We start from the raw sequence: 15,000 nt of genomic DNA, 5'->3' as shown, positions 1-15,000 counted from the left end.
CGCCGGAATCGTGGTCCGGCGTCGGTTTTTGCGTTTTTTCTTGTAGTACTTAGTGCACCAGCATGCCGGTGAACCAGTAGGCCTGAGCCAAGGTGATCAGGCCGACGATGGTTGCGAAGAACAGGCTGTGCTTGAGGGTGAAACGGAACAGGTCCGATTCCTTGCCGACCAGACCGGTCGCGGCGCAGGCCACGGCGATCGATTGTGGCGAGATCATCTTGCCGGTCACGCCGCCGCTGGTGTTTGCCGCCACCAACAAGGTGTCGTTGACGCCGATCTGGTGCGCGGTGGTGGCTTGCAACGAGCTGAACAGTGCGTTGGACGAGGTGTCGGAACCGGTCAGGAACACACCCAGCCAGCCGAGGAACGGCGAGAAGAACGGGAACGCCGCGCCGGTGCCTGCCAATACCAGCGCCATGGTCGACGACATGCCCGAGTAGTTGGTGACGAAGGCAAACGCCAACACCATGCCGATGGACAGGATCGGCCAACGCAGCTCGTAGAATGTCTCTCTAAAAGTGGTCAGACCAGTTTTTACGTTGATCTTCAACACCAGCATCGAGATCAGCGCGGAGAAGAAAATCGCCGTGCCGGTCGCGGAGATCGGATCGAGTTTGAACACGGCCGGGATGGCGGTCGGAGCGGTCACGATCGGTGCGACCTTGATCACCATTTGGTCCAGGTGCGGAATGGCGAAGTTGAACACCCAGCCGTACATCGAGCCGCCGGCGGCGAACATCGCCTTGAACGGCTTCAGGGTCCAGATGGTGACCAGCACGGTGAGGATGAGGAACGGCGACCAGGCTTTGAAAATTTCACCGAGGCTGTAAGGCGAGGCCACGGTTGTGCGCGGCTGACCGAAGCCGCCGGCGCTGGCGGTCACAACAGAGGCCGAAACGGCACCGACGATGTGTTGGCCTGCGGCGCGTTTCGGCTGCCAGACTTTCAGGAACAGCGTCAGGGAGATCAGGCTGGCCAGGGCCGAGGTGATGTCCGGCAGTTCCGGGCCGATGAAGTTCGACGTGAAGTATTGGGTGATGGCGAAGCTCAAACCGGCCACCAGTGCTGCTGGCCAGGTTTCCCGCACGCCGCGCAGGCCGTCCATCATGAACACCAGCCAGAACGGCACGAACAGCGACAGCAGCGGCAGTTGGCGACCGGTCATGGCGCCGATCTTGAACGCGTCGATACCGGTCACTTGCCCGGCCACGATGATCGGAATCCCCAAGGCGCCGAAGGCCACTGGCGCGGTGTTGGCGATCAGGCACAGGCCTGCGGCGTACAGCGGGTTGAAGCCGAGTCCTACCAGGAGGGCGGCGGTAATCGCTACCGGTGCGCCGAAACCGGCTGCACCTTCAAGGAATGCACCGAAGCAGAAGCCGATCAGCAGCACCTGCAAACGCTGGTCGTCGGTGATCGACAGGACGGAGCTGCGAATCACCTCGAACTGACCACTCTTGACCGTCAGTTTGTAGAGGAACACGGCGGCGACAATGATCCACGCAATCGGCCACAGGCCGTAGGCGAAGCCATACCCGGCGGCGGCGAATGCCATATCGACCGGCATCTGGAACGCGAAGATGGCCACCGCAATGGACAAGGCCAGCGTGATGCTGCCGGCCACGTGCCCTTTGAGTCGGAACACGGCCAACGCCAGGAAGAAAAACACGATGGGGATAACGGCTGCGAGCGCGGAAAAGCCGAGGCTGCCGAGCGGGGTATAGAGCTGTTGCCAGGTTTGCATATGGGGTGGCCCCTAATTGTTGTTGGTCAGGCACTGATCAGCGTTCTTGGATAATTGGTAATACCAATTTACAATCGCTGTTCGCTAGGGTAAAAGCCTTGTAGGCGGCGTGTCAATTTGCCGCCCTAAAACTTTTGTCGAACAAGCGCTGTGGCGCCTGTTTGAGCCGGTCGTACAAATGCCGTCTGGTAGGTGCTGGCAAAGCGCCGATAGGCCAGAATAGAGAGCCCGGCGAGCCGTCGGGATCGTGGAGAATTGAGTTATGGGGTTTGATCAAATTCGTCAGCGCCGTTTGTCTGACGATATTGTCGAGCAGCTCGAGGGGATGATTCTCGAGGGCACGCTCAAGGCTGGTGAGCGCTTGCCGGCCGAGCGTGCATTGGCCGAGCAGTTCGGCGTGTCACGCCCTTCGTTGCGCGAAGCGATTCAGAAGCTGGCGGCCAAGGGCTTGCTGGTCAGTCGCCAGGGTGGCGGCAACTATGTGGTGGAGTCACTGGGCACGACATTCAGTGATCCGCTGCTTCATCTGCTTGAAAGCAACCCTGAGGCCCAGCGCGATCTGCTTGAATTTCGCCATACCCTGGAAGCGTCCTGCGCCTATTACGCAGCAATGCGGGCGACAGATGTCGATCGCGAGCGGCTGACCGCGGCCTTCAATGAATTGCAGGACTGCTACACCCGTCACGATGAAGTGAGTCGGGCGGAAGAGGGGGCGGCGGACGCGAAGTTTCACCTGGCAATCGCCGAAGCCAGTCACAACGCGGTGTTGCTGCACACCATTCGCGGGCTGTTCGATCTGCTCAAACGCAACGTGGTGACCAACATTGGCGGCATGTACAAACAGCGCACGGAAACCCGCGACATGCTGATCACGCAGCATCGGGAGTTGTACATGGCGATTATTGAGGGACGGGCGGAGCAGGCGCGGGAAGTTTCCAGTCGACACATTCTGTATGTACAGGAAGTGCTGGAAGAGGTGCGTCAGGAAGTGCAGCGCATGGCCCGGGCGGAGCGGCGCAAGGGGATGTAGTCAGTTAGTTTTGTATCGTTCGTGCGATTGCATTCGCGGGCAAGCCTCGCTCCTACAGGGTGACGTGTAGGAGCGAGGCTTGCCCGCGAAGAGGGCCTCAAGGCGAAAAATTACTCTTCCTTGCCCTTGTTGCGCACCGCTCGCTGCAACTCGCGACCGGCGTCGCGTTCGCGTTCGGTATCACGCTTGTCGTATTCCTTCTTGCCCTTGCCCAGAGCGATCTCGCACTTGACCATGTGCTTGCTCCAGTACCAGGACAGGCACACGCAGGCGTAACCCTTTTGCTGCACGGCGGCGGCCAGCTTTTCCAGCTCGCGGCGGTTGAGCAGCAATTTGCGGGTGCGCGTCGGATCGGCGATGACGTGCGTGCTGGCGGTCGTCAGGGGCGTAATGTGGCTGCCGAGCAGCCAGGCTTCGCCATCCTTGAGCAGCACGTAACTGTCGACCAGTTGCAGCTTGCTTGCCCGCAGACTTTTTACTTCCCAGCCGGCCAGGACCAGACCAGCCTCGAACCGATGTTCGATGAAGTAATCGTGTCGCGCCTTTTTATTCTGCGCGATGGTCCCTGTTGGGTGTTTCTTCTGTTTAGCCATAGGGGCGGCATTATAGGGAGTTGCACGCGAGTCGGCTACGGTGATGCTGCGTGCTTGAGCAGGTTGATTGAATCCCGGACAATGCGCCCTCTTTTTTCAATGCTTGGACGTGGTAACGATGTCGACAGACAAGGTTTCTGTCCACGGCAGTTGGGCTAGCCGCTGGGTCTTCATACTCGCCGCGACCGGTTCGGCCGTGGGCCTGGGTAGCATCTGGAAGTTCCCGTACATGGTCGGGGTCTACGGCGGCGGTGCCTTTGTATTGATGTTCCTGGCCTGTATCGCGCTGATCGGCGTACCGGTCATGCTGGCTGAAACCCTGATCGGTCGTCGCGCCCGGCAAAGTCCGGCCAATGCCTTGAAGGTGTTGGCGATGGAGGCGGGGCATTCGGGCAAGTGGTCCTGGGGCGCATTCGCCGGGATGATCACGGCGTTGCTGATCCTGTCTTTCTATAGTGTCGTCGGCGGTTGGTCGCTGGATTACATCATCGACATGGGGCGCGGCGACTTTCAGGGGGTAACGCCGGATCAGGTCGGCGCGTACTTTGGCAAGGTGATCGCCGATCCATGGCGCCTGACACTTTGGCATACGATTTTTATGCTGTTGTCCGCCGTCGTCATCGCCAGGGGCGTAGTCGCCGGCCTTGAGCGCAGCCTGCGCATCATGATGCCGCTGCTCTTCGTGATGGTTCTGGTGTTGTTGGGTTACAGCATGACCACCGGCTATTTCATGGAGGGCGTGCATTTCATGTTCGACTTCCACCCGGAAAAAGTCCTCGACGGCTTGTTGCCGGCCATGGGGCACGCGTTCTTTTCCCTGAGCGTGGGCGTTGGTTCGATCATGATTTATGGCGCCTACATGCCGAAACACTCGTCGATCTCCGGCACCGTGGTCGGTGTCGCGCTGCTCGATACCTTTGTTTCGCTGGTCGCGGGCCTGGCATTGTTTCCGATAGTGTTCGCCGCTGGCCTGAACCCGAGCGAAGGTCCTGGCCTGATGTTCGTCAGCCTGCCATTTGCCTTTGGCAACGTAGCGTTTGGCCAGTTGATGGGGGTAGTGTTCTTCGTCCTGGTCGCGATTGCAGCCTGGAGTTCGGCGATTTCATTGCTCGAACCGATGGTGGCTTACCTGGTTGAACGCACTAAAGTCAGCCGCGCGTGGGTGACTTTCTGGCTGGCGTTCATCTGCTGGTTCGTCGGTCTGGGCACGGTGTTTTCCTTCAATATCTGGAAGGAAGCCAAGTTTTTCGTGAACGAAGGCGGGATGTTCCATCTCTATCAATGGGGTGCGGCCGGCGGTCTGGATTTCTTTGGCGTGATCGATTTCTTTACCTCGCGGATCATGTTGCCACTCGGTGGTTTGTGTTTCGTGGTGTTTGCAGGATGGGTGATGGGGCGTGAAGCGGTGCGCGACGAGTTGTCGATCCGCAACCCCATGCTGTTCAATCTGTCCCTGTTTTTGATGCGCTATGTGGCGCCCATCGGCATTCTTGTAGTGTTTGCCGCCCAGCTGTGGAAGTGACGCTGACATGACGACACACATTCAACGTTCGGCTCTGCTGCCGTACCCGGCACAAGCGCTGTATGACCTGGTCAATGACGTGGCACGCTACCCGGAGTTTTTGCCGTGGTGCTCGTCGGCCGAAGTCCTGGAAAACTCTCCCGAGTACATGCGCGCGAGCGTTGGCGTGGCCAAGGGTGGCCTCAGTCAGCATTTCGTGACGCGTAACACCTTGGTCCCCGGGCAATCGATCGAGATGAATCTCGAGGAAGGCCCATTCACGCAGTTGCATGGCATATGGGTGTTCAAGGCGTTGACCGACAAGGCCTGCAAGATCAGCCTGGACCTGTCGTTCGATTACGCCGGGCCGATTGTTCGCGCGACCCTGGGGCCATTGTTCAATCAGGCGGCCAATACGCTGGTCGATGCGTTCTGCCAGCGCGCCAAACAGATACATGGTTAAGCCCGTGATCGAAATCGAGGTGGTGTATGCCGCCGTTGATCGTCAGGTGCTTCGCTGTGTGACGGTGCCCGCAGGCACTACCGTGCGCGCAGCGCTGCTTGATTCGGGAATAGGCGAAGCGTTTCCAGAGCTGGATCTGGGCGAATGCCCTGTCGGGATTTTCGGCAAGGTGATCGCCGATCCGGACACACACCAGGTTCGGGCAGGGGATCGTATTGAGATCTATCGGCCTTTGCTGGCCGATCCGAAAGAGGTTCGCCGGTTGCGCGCGGCCAAGGCTGCCGAGGCCAAAGCCCGAAATCAGTGACCTGGTTAAATGCCAGACAATAAAAAACCCGGACATTCCGGGTTTTTTATTGCGTCGCAAATTATTGCGGCGAAGTTTCCAGCGGTTCTGGCGTCGGGACTGGAACGGTTTCTACACCGTCCACGTCCTTCTGGATCTGATCCAGCAACGAACCTGGCTTGACCGGTTTTTCCGGTTTCGGCTTCTCGGCGTTTTCAACAGGTGCGGTCACATTAGTGCCACTGTCCTTGCCGAGAATGGCTTCGTCCCGGCTCACGCCTGGCATGAAATCACCAGAGAGGCTGACAAGTTGGTCATTTGGGTTGAAGATAACGCTAATGCGTTCCTGTTGGCGTTCACCGCCACCGGGTTGCAGGCTGTACAGATAATCCCAGCGATCGGCATGGAACGTGTCGGTCAACAGGGGGTTGCCCATGATAAACCGTACTTGCTTACGGGTCATTCCCGGGCGTAACTGGTTTATCATGTCCTGCGTGACGACATTGCCCTGCTGGATGTCGATTTTGTAAACCCCGGGGAATGAACAACCGGCGAGTGCGAGCAGTCCCACAAAGGTGAAACTGGTTAGCAAGAGCTTGGTGTTTTGCATCGGTGGGCGACTTCCACTATCTTGGCTGGGACAACGTAAACGCCGATCATACCCGCATTAAGAGAAGCTGCGAAGCAGCATCGCGAGAAAGCTGACCATGGTTGAAAATAGCGAACTACGCAAAGCCGGTCTCAAAGTGACCCTTCCACGGGTCAAAATTCTGCAAATGCTCGATTCCGCCGAGCAACGCCACATGAGTGCCGAGGATGTTTACAAGGCGCTGATGGAGGCTGGTGAGGACGTCGGTCTGGCCACGGTTTACCGTGTACTGACTCAGTTCGAGGCAGCTGGCCTTGTGGTGCGGCACAACTTCGACGGAGGCCATGCGGTCTTCGAGCTGGATGACGGCAAGCATCACGACCATATGGTCAACGTCGAAACCAGCGAAGTGATCGAATTCTTCGACGAAGAAATCGAGCGCCTGCAGAAAGCCATCGTCGACAAGTACGGTTTCGAGATGGTCGATCACAATCTGGTGCTGTACGTGCGCAAGAAAAAGTAAGCATGTCGCGCGAATTTCACATTCGCGAAACGAACGAAGGCGACCCCAGGGTCGCCTTCGTGCTGTCTGCCGTTCTTAAATCTTTGCGGTAACGACCATTTTTTTCGCGTGCGCCAGGGATTCCTTGGTGAGGTCGATGCCGCCCAGCATCCGCGCGACTTCTTCAACGCGATCATTCTTGCTCAGTTTGGAGACGGCCGTGTGGGTCGCCTCTTCCCCACGCACCTTGTGCACAAATAGATGCTGATGCCCTTGCGCCGCCACTTGCGGCAAGTGAGTCACTGTCAGCACCTGTCCGCGCTCACCGAGGCGACGCAGTAGCTGGCCGACAATCTCGGCCGTCGGGCCGCCGATGCCTACGTCCACTTCGTCGAATACCAGGGTGGGTACGCGTGAAGTCTGTGCGGTAATCACCTGAATCGCCAGGCTGATCCGCGACAGCTCACCACCCGAGGCTACTTTGGCCAAAGCTTTCAAGGGCTGGCCGGGGTTGGCGCTGACCAGCAGTTCTACCTGTTCGAGCCCGTTAGGCAGCAACTCATCGCTGCTGTTGGGGCGCAGCTCGATGGTGAAGCGGCCGCCGGGCATGCCCAGTCGCTGGATTTCCTGCTCCACGGCGCTGGCCAGGCTGCTGGAAGCCTGGTGGCGCAAATCGCTCAGTTCGCGAGCCTTCTCCTGATAATGGCGGGCATAAGAGGCCAGCTCATCGCTCAGGCGCTCGATGGATTCATCATTGGCATTCAGGGTTTCAATTTCATCCAGCAAGCGCTGCTGCATCTCGGCGACCTCGGTCGGCTGGATGCGGTGCTTGCGCGCCATGGTGTAGATCGCATCGAGGCGTTCTTCCAGGTACTGCAGGCGCGCCGGGTCGGCATCGAAGTTATCGAGGAAGCGATTCAGTTCGCCCACGGCCTCTTCAACCTGGATCTGTGCACTGGTCAGCAAACTGCTGGCTTCACCCAGTGCGCCGATCGAGTTGTTCACGCTCGACAGGCGGTTGAGGCTGGCGGTCAGGGCGTTCAGGACATTGCCGGAATCACTTTCGCTGCATTGTTCGACCACTTGCCGGCAGATGCCCAGCAGGGTTTCGGCGTTGGTCAGGTTCTTGTGTTCCTGCTCCAGCTGCTCCAGCTCGTTGTCACCGAGGCCGAGGTTTTCCAGTTCTTCGAGTTGATAGCTGAGCAGTTGATGGCGGGCGCGTTGTTCATCGCCGGAGTTGGAGAGGCGCTCCAGTTCCTGGCGAGTCTGGCGCCAGCGTTGGGCGGCCAATTGCACCTGGCGGGCAAGGTCGGTGGCGCCGGCGTACTCGTCGAGCAGGCGGCGGTGGGTGTCGGTCTTGAGCAGGGATTGGTGCTCGTGCTGGCTGTGGATATCGATCAGCAACTCGCCCAGGGCCTTGAGATCACCAAGCGGGCAGGGCGTGCCATTGATATAGCCGCGGGAGCGCCCTTCGGCGGTGATCACCCGGCGCAGAATGCACGGGCCGTCGCTTTCAAGGTCGCGCTCGGCCAGCCAGGCACTGGCTTCGGGAATATCGACCAGGTCGAAGGTGGCCAGGATGTCGGCCTTGTCGGCGCCCGGGCGGACCACGCCACTGTCGGCGCGATCGCCCAGGGTCAGGCCGAGGGCGTCGAGCATGATCGACTTGCCGGCGCCGGTTTCCCCTGTGATCACACTCATCCCGCGATCGAGTTCGAGATCGAGATGTTCAACGATGGCGTAATTGTGTACGGACAGGTGCACCAGCATAAAGGCCGCTCCCAGGCTTTAGGTCTGGTTATTTATACAGTGTTTTATTTGCGGCTGACAATGCCCTCTCTTAGCTCGATTTGATTGATCCGACGAAATCGTTAGCGCATCGGGAAATGACAATGCAGCTGTTTTTTGTAGGGTTAATCACAACAAACCCCTTGAAGCTGATTTTTGCGGCCCCATATAGCTGGGCAGAAGCGCGAGTTGAGCTCGCGGACGATATTGAAAGGAGAAATCTATGGCTGACGAACAGACAGTGGATACGCAAAATCAAGAAGCCAACCAGGGCTCCGCGGCTTCGGGTGAAGACCTCGCGGCTCGTGTACAAGTGCTCGAAGAGCAACTGGCAGGCGCGCAGGATCAGGCTTTGCGTGTTGCCGCCGATCTGCAGAACGTCCGCCGTCGCGCTGAGCAGGATGTCGAAAAGGCTCACAAATTCGCTCTGGAAAAATTTGCCGGTGATCTGCTGCCGATCATCGACAGCCTTGAGCGTGGTCTGGAGTTGTCCAACCCGGACGATGAAAGCATCCGCCCAATGCGCGAAGGCATCGAGCTGACCCTGAAAATGTTCCAGGACACCCTGAAGCGTTATCAGCTGGAAGCGATCGACCCGCATGGCGAACCGTTCAACGCCGTTCTTCATCAGGCAATGGCCATGCAGGAAAGCGCTGACGTCGAGCCGAACAGCGTGCTCAAGGTGTTCCAGAAGGGCTACCAGCTCAATGGTCGTCTGCTGCGCCCGGCCATGGTCGTGGTCAGCAAGGCACCGGCACCGGTTTCGCCTTCGATTGACGAGCAGGCTTGAAATTAGCCGCAAGGCCCCCATTTAGAAGTCAAGCGTTTAAGTGCTACCGCAGTTAGCCACCACTGCTGCGGCAACCAAATCCAAAGTTTCGGGAGAGTGAACATGGGCAAAATTATCGGTATCGACCTGGGGACTACCAACTCCTGCGTCTCCGTGCTTGAAAACGGCGTAGCCAAAGTTATTGAAAACGCTGAAGGCGCGCGTACCACGCCGTCGATCATCGCTTACGCCAACGACGGCGAAATCCTCGTTGGTCAGTCGGCCAAGCGTCAGGCTGTGACCAATCCGCACAACACCCTGTATGCGGTGAAGCGTCTGATCGGTCGTAAGTTCGACGAAGAAGTCGTACAGAAAGACATCAAGATGGTCCCTTACAAAATCGCCAAGGCTGACAACGGCGACGCTTGGGTTGAAGTGAACGGCCAGAAAATGTCGCCGCCACAGATCTCGGCTGAAATTCTGAAGAAAATGAAGAAGACCGCCGAAGACTACCTCGGCGAGCCAGTGACCGAAGCGGTGATCACCGTTCCGGCCTACTTCAACGACAGCCAGCGCCAGGCGACCAAAGACGCCGGCCGCATCGCGGGCCTGGACGTTAAACGTATCATCAACGAACCAACCGCAGCCGCTCTGGCTTACGGTATGGACAAGGCGAAAGGCGATCACACCGTGATCGTTTACGACTTGGGCGGCGGTACCTTCGACGTTTCCGTGATCGAAATCGCTGAAGTCGATGGCGAGCACCAGTTCGAAGTATTGGCCACCAACGGTGACACGTTCCTGGGCGGTGAAGACTTTGACATTCGTCTGATCGACTACCTCGTCGACGAATTCAAGAAAGAAAGCGGCATGAACCTCAAAGGTGACCCGCTGGCCATGCAGCGCCTGAAAGAAGCCGCTGAGAAAGCCAAGATCGAACTGTCTTCGAGCATGTCGACCGACGTGAACCTGCCGTACATCACTGCAGACGCCACCGGTCCTAAGCACTTGAACGTGAAAATTTCCCGCGCCAAGCTGGAAGCGCTGGTTGAAGACCTGGTTCAACGCACCATCGAACCTTGCCGCATCGCTCTGAAAGACTCCGGCATCGAAGTTGGCTCGATCAACGACGTGATCCTGGTAGGCGGTCAGACCCGTATGCCACTGGTTCAGAAGCTGGTGACCGAGTTCTTCGGTAAAGAAGCACGTAAAGACGTGAACCCGGACGAAGCTGTTGCCATGGGTGCTGCTATCCAGGGCGCCGTATTGGCCGGTGACGTGAAAGACGTTCTGCTGCTGGACGTCAGCCCGCTGACCCTGGGTATCGAAACCATGGGTGGCGTGATGACCGCGCTGATCGAGAAAAACACCACGATTCCTACCAAGAAATCGCAAGTGTTCTCGACTGCCGACGACAACCAGGGCGCCGTGACCATCCACGTGCTGCAAGGCGAGCGTAAGCAAGCCGCCCAGAACAAGTCCCTGGGCAAGTTCGACCTGGCCGAGATTCCACCAGCACCACGTGGCGTGCCACAAATCGAAGTGACCTTCGACATCGACGCCAACGGCATCCTGCACGTAGGCGCCAAAGACAAGGCCACCGGCAAGGCTCAATCGATCGTGATCAAGGCAAACTCCGGTTTGTCCGATGAAGAGATCGAGAAAATGATTCGCGACGCTGAAGCGAACTCCGAGGAAGACCGCAAGTTCGAAGAGCTGGCAACTGCCCGCAACCAGGGCGATGCACTGGTTCACTCGACTCGCAAAATGGTCACTGAAGCAGGCGACAAAGTGACTGCTGAAGAGAAGACTGCAATCGAAGCTGCTGTTGTTGCTCTGGAAGCCGCTGTTAAAGGCGACGACAAAGCTGCAATCGAAGCCAAGGTTGAAGAGCTGTCGAAAGTCTCCGCTCCAGTGGCGCAGAAGATGTACGCCGAACAGGCTCAGCCTGCTGAAGGCGCAGCACCGCACGACGAAAAAGCTGAAAAAGCCGACGACGTTGTCGATGCCGAGTTCGAAGAAGTCAAAGACCACAAGTAAGTTGTTGGTCGCCCGGTTGACTGCCTTTAGGCGGTGACTGGTAGGATGTCGCCGCGCGGGAGCCTGCTCCCGCGTTGGCGTGTCTGGAGTACACGAATTTTTACAGCATGCGACAAGTTCGTGTGCTGGAGGTATGGCCGGGAATGCTCCTGCTTTTCGAGCCGAAAGTACCGCAGTGAATCAAAGACCAGGATCGTTGAATTGACGTGAGTTGGGTCCGGGCCTGTATTGGGGCTCAACGAGTTCGGCAGGGCTCAGGAGAGGTTTGCCGAACGTCCTTAAGAGTGCAAAGACTTATGGCAAAGCGTGACTATTACGAAGTATTGGGTGTTGAGCGTGGCACAAGCGAAGCGGACCTGAAAAAGGCCTACCGTCGCCTGGCGATGAAGCACCACCCGGACCGTAATCCCGATGACAAAGCGTCGGAAGAGATGTTCAAGGAGGCCAACGAGGCCTACGAAGTGCTGTCCGATTCCAGCAAGCGCGCGGCGTACGACCAATACGGTCATGCCGGTGTCGACCCAAGCATGGGTGGCGGCGGTGCCGGGTTTGGCGGTCAGAACTTCTCCGACATCTTTGGCGATGTCTTCAGTGACTTCTTCGGTGGCGGTCGCGGCGGTGCTCGTGGCGGCGCTCAGCGCGGCAGCGACCTGCGTTACACCCTGGAACTGAATCTGGAAGAAGCGGTACGCGGTACCACCGTGAATATCCGCGTTCCGACACTGGTCAACTGCAAGCCGTGCGATGGCTCGGGTGCCAAGAAAGGCTCTTCGCCAGTCACTTGCCCGACGTGCGGCGGTATCGGTCAGGTCCGTATGCAGCAAGGTTTCTTCTCGGTGCAGCAGACCTGCCCGCGCTGCCATGGCCAGGGCAAGATCATTTCCGACCCGTGCAACTCCTGCAACGGTGACGGTCGCGTTGAAGAGTACAAAACCCTTTCCGTGAAAGTGCCGGCCGGTGTCGACACCGGTGACCGCATTCGTCTGTCCGGCGAAGGCGAGGCGGGTGCTCAGGGTGGTCCGACGGGCGATCTGTACGTGGTGATCAACGTGCGCGAGCACGCGATCTTCCAGCGTGACGGCAAGCACTTGTTCTGCGAAGTGCCGATCAGTTTCGTCGATGCGGCGCTGGGTGGCGAGCTGGAGATTCCGACCCTTGATGGTCGGGTCAAACTGAAAATCCCTGAGGGGACTCAGACCGGCAAGCAGTTCCGTGTTCGCGGCAAAGGCGTTGCGCCTGTGCGTGGCGGCGGTGCCGGTGACTTGATGTGCCGTGTTGCGGTGGAAACCCCGGTCAATCTGGGTCGTCGTCAGCGCGAATTGCTGGAAGAGTTCCGCAGCTCCCTGGCAGACGACAACAGCCATTCGCCGAAAACCACCGGTTGGTTCGAAGGCGTGAAGCGCTTCTTCGGCGATCTGTAAGGAGTGAGCATGCGACGTATAGCTGTGATGGGCGCCGCTGGCCGCATGGGCAAGATCCTGGTTGAAGCGGTGCAGCAACGTGCACCGCTGACCGGTCTGACAGCCGCCATCGTGCGCCCCGGCAGCACGCTGATTGGCGTGGATGCTGGCGAGCTGGCTTCGCTGGGGCGTATCGGTGTGCCGTTGTCCGGTAATCTGGATGCGGTCGCGGATGAATTCGATGTGTTGATCGATTTCACGCTGCCGGAAGTCATGCTGAAAAACCTGGCGTTCTGCCGCAAGGCGGGCAAAGCCATGGTCATCGGCACGACGGGGCTCGACGCTGCGCAGAAGCAGTTGCTGGCCGAGGCGGGCAAGGACATTCCTATCGTGTTCGCGGCCAACTTCAGTGTTGGTGTGAACCTGTCGCTGAAGCTGCTCGACATGGCTGCGCGCGTGCTGGGTGATGATGCAGACATCGAAATCATCGAAGCTCATCATCGGCACAAGATCGATGCGCCTTCCGGCACCGCCCTGCGTATGGGTGAGGTGATTGCCAGTGCGCTGGATCGTGACCTGCAGAAGGTCGCGGTCTATGGGCGTGAAGGCCACACCGGTGTGCGCGAGCGTGAAACGATCGGTTTTGCCACTGTGCGCGGTGGTGATGTGGTCGGTGATCACACCGTGCTGTTCGCTTGTGAGGGCGAGCGCCTGGAAATCACGCATAAGGCGTCCAGTCGCATGACCTTCGCCAAAGGCGCTGTGCGTGCGGCGTTGTGGCTGGACAGTCGTGAGCCTGGCCTCTACGACATGCAAGACGTGCTCGACCTGCGTTAAGATGCAGCCGAAACCGGGTTCCAACATTGCGTTTGGGCCCGGTTTTATTACGCCAAGCGACGTCCTGTCGCATTCTCCGGCCTTTAGGGCTCATTGGCGGTAGACCAAAAAAGCCTTTTTCTGTAAGCTACAGCTTTAGTGTGTCCACTAAAAGCGCGCAGAATAATTCAGTGAAGAAGCGGGGTGACGTGTCCATACGTCACTCCGCTTTTTTACAACCTGCGATCGCCCTTTCAGGCTTTATTTACGGGAGGTCTTCTTGACTAAGCCAGCCATACTCGCCCTTGCTGATGGCAGCATTTTTCGCGGCGAAGCCATTGGAGCCGACGGTCAAACCGTTGGTGAGGTGGTGTTTAACACCGCAATGACCGGCTATCAGGAAATCCTTACCGATCCTTCCTACGCCCAACAGATCGTTACCCTGACTTACCCGCACATCGGCAACACCGGCACCACGCCGGAAGACGCCGAGTCCGACCGCGTCTGGTCCGCTGGCCTGGTCATCCGTGACCTGCCGCTGGTTGCGAGCAACTGGCGTAACACGATGTCCCTGTCCGACTACCTGAAAGCCAACAACGTTGTGGCAATCGCCGGTATCGACACCCGCCGCCTGACGCGCATCCTGCGTGAGAAAGGCGCGCAGAACGGCTGCATCATGGCCGGTGACAACATTTCCGAAGAAGCGGCCATCGCCGCGGCTCAAGGCTTCCCTGGCCTCAAAGGCATGGACCTGGCGAAAGTCGTCAGCACCAAGGAAACCTACGAGTGGCGCTCGACTGTCTGGGAGTTGAAAACCGACAGCCACGCGACCATCGACGCTTCCGAGCTGCCGTACCACGTGGTTGCCTACGACTACGGCGTCAAGCTCAACATCCTGCGCATGCTGGTCGAGCGCGGTTGCCGTGTGACCGTGGTGCCGGCGCAAACGCCTGCCGCTGACGTGCTGGCGATGAAGCCGGACGGCGTGTTCCTGTCCAACGGCCCTGGCGACCCGGAGCCTTGCGACTACGCGATCCAGGCGATCAAGGACGTGCTGGAAACCGAGATTCCGGTATTCGGCATCTGCCTCGGTCACCAACTGCTGGCCCTGGCCTCCGGCGCCAAGACCCTGAAAATGGGCCACGGCCACCACGGTGCCAACCACCCGGTCCAGGATCTGGACAGCGGCGTGGTGATGATCACCAGCCAGAACCACGGTTTTGCCGTAGACGAAGCGACCCTGCCAGCCAACGTTCGTGCGATTCACAAATCGCTGTTCGACGGCACCCTGCAAGGCATCGAGCGTACCGACAAGAGCGCCTTCAGCTTCCAGGGTCACCCGGAAGCCAGCCCTGGCCCGAACGACGTAGCGCCATTGTTCGATCGCTTCATCAACGAAATGGCCAAGCGACGCTGATCGCTCGCCTTGATGCAGCAAAGCTTGAGGGCGGTCCCGACATCGGCGGCCCCCTCAAGGCT

14 protein-coding genes are annotated in these 15,000 nt (G+C 58.7%); 10 read left to right on the top strand and 4 right to left on the bottom strand.

Going from position 1 to position 15,000, the window contains the following annotated elements; translation table 11 throughout:
- Positions 1-49: 49 nt before the first annotated feature.
- Positions 50-1,744: a lactate permease LctP family transporter gene (locus ACM6IO_RS28950; RefSeq protein WP_192227687.1), complete on the bottom strand. Its 1,695-nt coding sequence runs from the start codon at positions 1,742-1,744 to the stop codon at positions 50-52.
- Positions 1,745-2,006: 262 nt separating this feature from the next.
- Between ACM6IO_RS28950 and ACM6IO_RS28945 the strand changes: the two genes are divergently transcribed.
- On the top strand, positions 2,007-2,774 hold the full coding sequence (locus ACM6IO_RS28945; RefSeq protein WP_008029801.1) for a GntR family transcriptional regulator: 768 nt from the start codon (positions 2,007-2,009) through the stop codon (positions 2,772-2,774).
- 110 nt (positions 2,775-2,884) lie between these two features.
- On the opposite strand, the gene smpB is transcribed toward ACM6IO_RS28945, so the two are convergent.
- A complete protein-coding gene (gene smpB, locus ACM6IO_RS28940; RefSeq protein WP_008029800.1) occupies positions 2,885-3,367 on the bottom strand; it encodes an SsrA-binding protein SmpB in 483 nt (160 codons plus the stop codon).
- A gap of 118 nt (positions 3,368-3,485) precedes the next feature.
- Here smpB and ACM6IO_RS28935 point away from each other — a divergent pair, with 118 nt between their 5' ends.
- The 3 genes from ACM6IO_RS28935 to ACM6IO_RS28925 are packed head-to-tail and all read left to right on the top strand — an operon-like array spanning position 3,486 to position 5,638.
- The gene (locus tag ACM6IO_RS28935; RefSeq protein WP_414912669.1) at positions 3,486-4,889 is read left to right on the top strand and encodes a sodium-dependent transporter; all 1,404 of its coding nucleotides are present in this window, start codon (positions 3,486-3,488) and stop codon (positions 4,887-4,889) included.
- Between the two features lie 7 nt (positions 4,890-4,896).
- A complete protein-coding gene (locus ACM6IO_RS28930) occupies positions 4,897-5,331 on the top strand; it encodes a type II toxin-antitoxin system RatA family toxin (RefSeq protein ID WP_008029796.1) in 435 nt (144 codons plus the stop codon).
- Positions 5,324-5,638 (top strand): RnfH family protein, encoded by a 315-nt coding sequence (locus tag ACM6IO_RS28925; RefSeq protein ID WP_223414121.1) that lies wholly within the window; start codon positions 5,324-5,326, stop codon positions 5,636-5,638. The genes ACM6IO_RS28930 and ACM6IO_RS28925 overlap by 8 nt, the downstream gene beginning before the upstream one ends.
- 61 nt (positions 5,639-5,699) lie before the next feature.
- Here ACM6IO_RS28925 and ACM6IO_RS28920 read toward each other — a convergent pair whose 3' ends face one another.
- Positions 5,700-6,227, bottom strand: a complete 528-nt coding sequence (locus ACM6IO_RS28920) for an outer membrane protein assembly factor BamE (protein ID WP_008029791.1) — start codon at positions 6,225-6,227, stop codon at positions 5,700-5,702.
- 97 nt (positions 6,228-6,324) lie between these two features.
- Here ACM6IO_RS28920 and fur point away from each other — a divergent pair, with 97 nt between their 5' ends.
- Complete coding sequence (gene fur, locus ACM6IO_RS28915) at positions 6,325-6,729, top strand: ferric iron uptake transcriptional regulator (protein ID WP_003197684.1); 405 nt, start codon at positions 6,325-6,327, stop codon at positions 6,727-6,729.
- Positions 6,730-6,804: 75 nt separating this feature from the next.
- Here the strand turns inward: fur and recN are convergent, their stop codons facing one another.
- The gene (gene recN, locus ACM6IO_RS28910; RefSeq protein WP_007942901.1) at positions 6,805-8,478 is read right to left on the bottom strand and encodes a DNA repair protein RecN; all 1,674 of its coding nucleotides are present in this window, start codon (positions 8,476-8,478) and stop codon (positions 6,805-6,807) included.
- Positions 8,479-8,719: 241 nt separating this feature from the next.
- Here recN and grpE point away from each other — a divergent pair, with 241 nt between their 5' ends.
- The 5 genes from grpE (at position 8,720) to carA (ending at position 14,938) form a co-directional block, all read left to right on the top strand.
- Positions 8,720-9,286, top strand: a complete 567-nt coding sequence (grpE, locus tag ACM6IO_RS28905) for a nucleotide exchange factor GrpE (protein WP_008029789.1) — start codon at positions 8,720-8,722, stop codon at positions 9,284-9,286.
- A 102-nt stretch (positions 9,287-9,388) separates the two neighbouring features.
- Positions 9,389-11,305 carry a molecular chaperone DnaK gene (gene dnaK / locus ACM6IO_RS28900; protein ID WP_008029786.1) on the top strand — a complete coding sequence of 639 codons (1,917 nt, stop codon included), beginning with the start codon at positions 9,389-9,391 and terminating at the stop codon, positions 11,303-11,305.
- Positions 11,306-11,601: 296 nt separating this feature from the next.
- Complete coding sequence (gene dnaJ, locus ACM6IO_RS28895) at positions 11,602-12,726, top strand: molecular chaperone DnaJ (RefSeq protein ID WP_008029785.1); 1,125 nt, start codon at positions 11,602-11,604, stop codon at positions 12,724-12,726.
- Positions 12,727-12,735: 9 nt separating this feature from the next.
- A complete protein-coding gene (gene dapB / locus ACM6IO_RS28890; protein WP_008036522.1) occupies positions 12,736-13,542 on the top strand; it encodes a 4-hydroxy-tetrahydrodipicolinate reductase in 807 nt (268 codons plus the stop codon).
- A gap of 259 nt (positions 13,543-13,801) precedes the next feature.
- Positions 13,802-14,938: a glutamine-hydrolyzing carbamoyl-phosphate synthase small subunit gene (carA, locus tag ACM6IO_RS28885; protein ID WP_008029779.1), complete on the top strand. Its 1,137-nt coding sequence runs from the start codon at positions 13,802-13,804 to the stop codon at positions 14,936-14,938.
- Positions 14,939-15,000: the final 62 nt, after the last annotated feature.

This window comes from Pseudomonas sp. IT-P44 (assembly GCF_949768225.1).
Classification (GTDB): domain Bacteria; phylum Pseudomonadota; class Gammaproteobacteria; order Pseudomonadales; family Pseudomonadaceae; genus Aquipseudomonas; species Aquipseudomonas migulae.
This window is presented reverse-complemented; position numbering and strand designations above follow the sequence as displayed.

Excerpts from the sequence above, each read along its gene's own strand:
- ACM6IO_RS28935 (WP_414912669.1), top strand. The coding sequence starts at position 3,486 with ATGTCGACAGACAAGGTTTCTGTCCACGGCAGTTGGGCTAGCCGCTGG.
- dnaJ (WP_008029785.1), top strand. The coding sequence starts at position 11,602 with ATGGCAAAGCGTGACTATTACGAAGTATTGGGTGTTGAGCGTGGCACA.
- grpE (WP_008029789.1), top strand. The coding sequence starts at position 8,720 with ATGGCTGACGAACAGACAGTGGATACGCAAAATCAAGAAGCCAACCAG.
- dapB (WP_008036522.1), top strand. The coding sequence starts at position 12,736 with ATGCGACGTATAGCTGTGATGGGCGCCGCTGGCCGCATGGGCAAGATC.
- dnaK (WP_008029786.1), top strand. The coding sequence starts at position 9,389 with ATGGGCAAAATTATCGGTATCGACCTGGGGACTACCAACTCCTGCGTC.
- ACM6IO_RS28950 (WP_192227687.1), bottom strand. The coding sequence starts at position 1,744 with ATGCAAACCTGGCAACAGCTCTATACCCCGCTCGGCAGCCTCGGCTTT.
- fur (WP_003197684.1), top strand. The coding sequence starts at position 6,325 with ATGGTTGAAAATAGCGAACTACGCAAAGCCGGTCTCAAAGTGACCCTT.
- ACM6IO_RS28945 (WP_008029801.1), top strand. The coding sequence starts at position 2,007 with ATGGGGTTTGATCAAATTCGTCAGCGCCGTTTGTCTGACGATATTGTC.
- ACM6IO_RS28925 (WP_223414121.1), top strand. The coding sequence starts at position 5,324 with ATGGTTAAGCCCGTGATCGAAATCGAGGTGGTGTATGCCGCCGTTGAT.
- recN (WP_007942901.1), bottom strand. The coding sequence starts at position 8,478 with ATGCTGGTGCACCTGTCCGTACACAATTACGCCATCGTTGAACATCTC.
- smpB (WP_008029800.1), bottom strand. The coding sequence starts at position 3,367 with ATGGCTAAACAGAAGAAACACCCAACAGGGACCATCGCGCAGAATAAA.
- ACM6IO_RS28930 (WP_008029796.1), top strand. The coding sequence starts at position 4,897 with ATGACGACACACATTCAACGTTCGGCTCTGCTGCCGTACCCGGCACAA.
- ACM6IO_RS28920 (WP_008029791.1), bottom strand. The coding sequence starts at position 6,227 with ATGCAAAACACCAAGCTCTTGCTAACCAGTTTCACCTTTGTGGGACTG.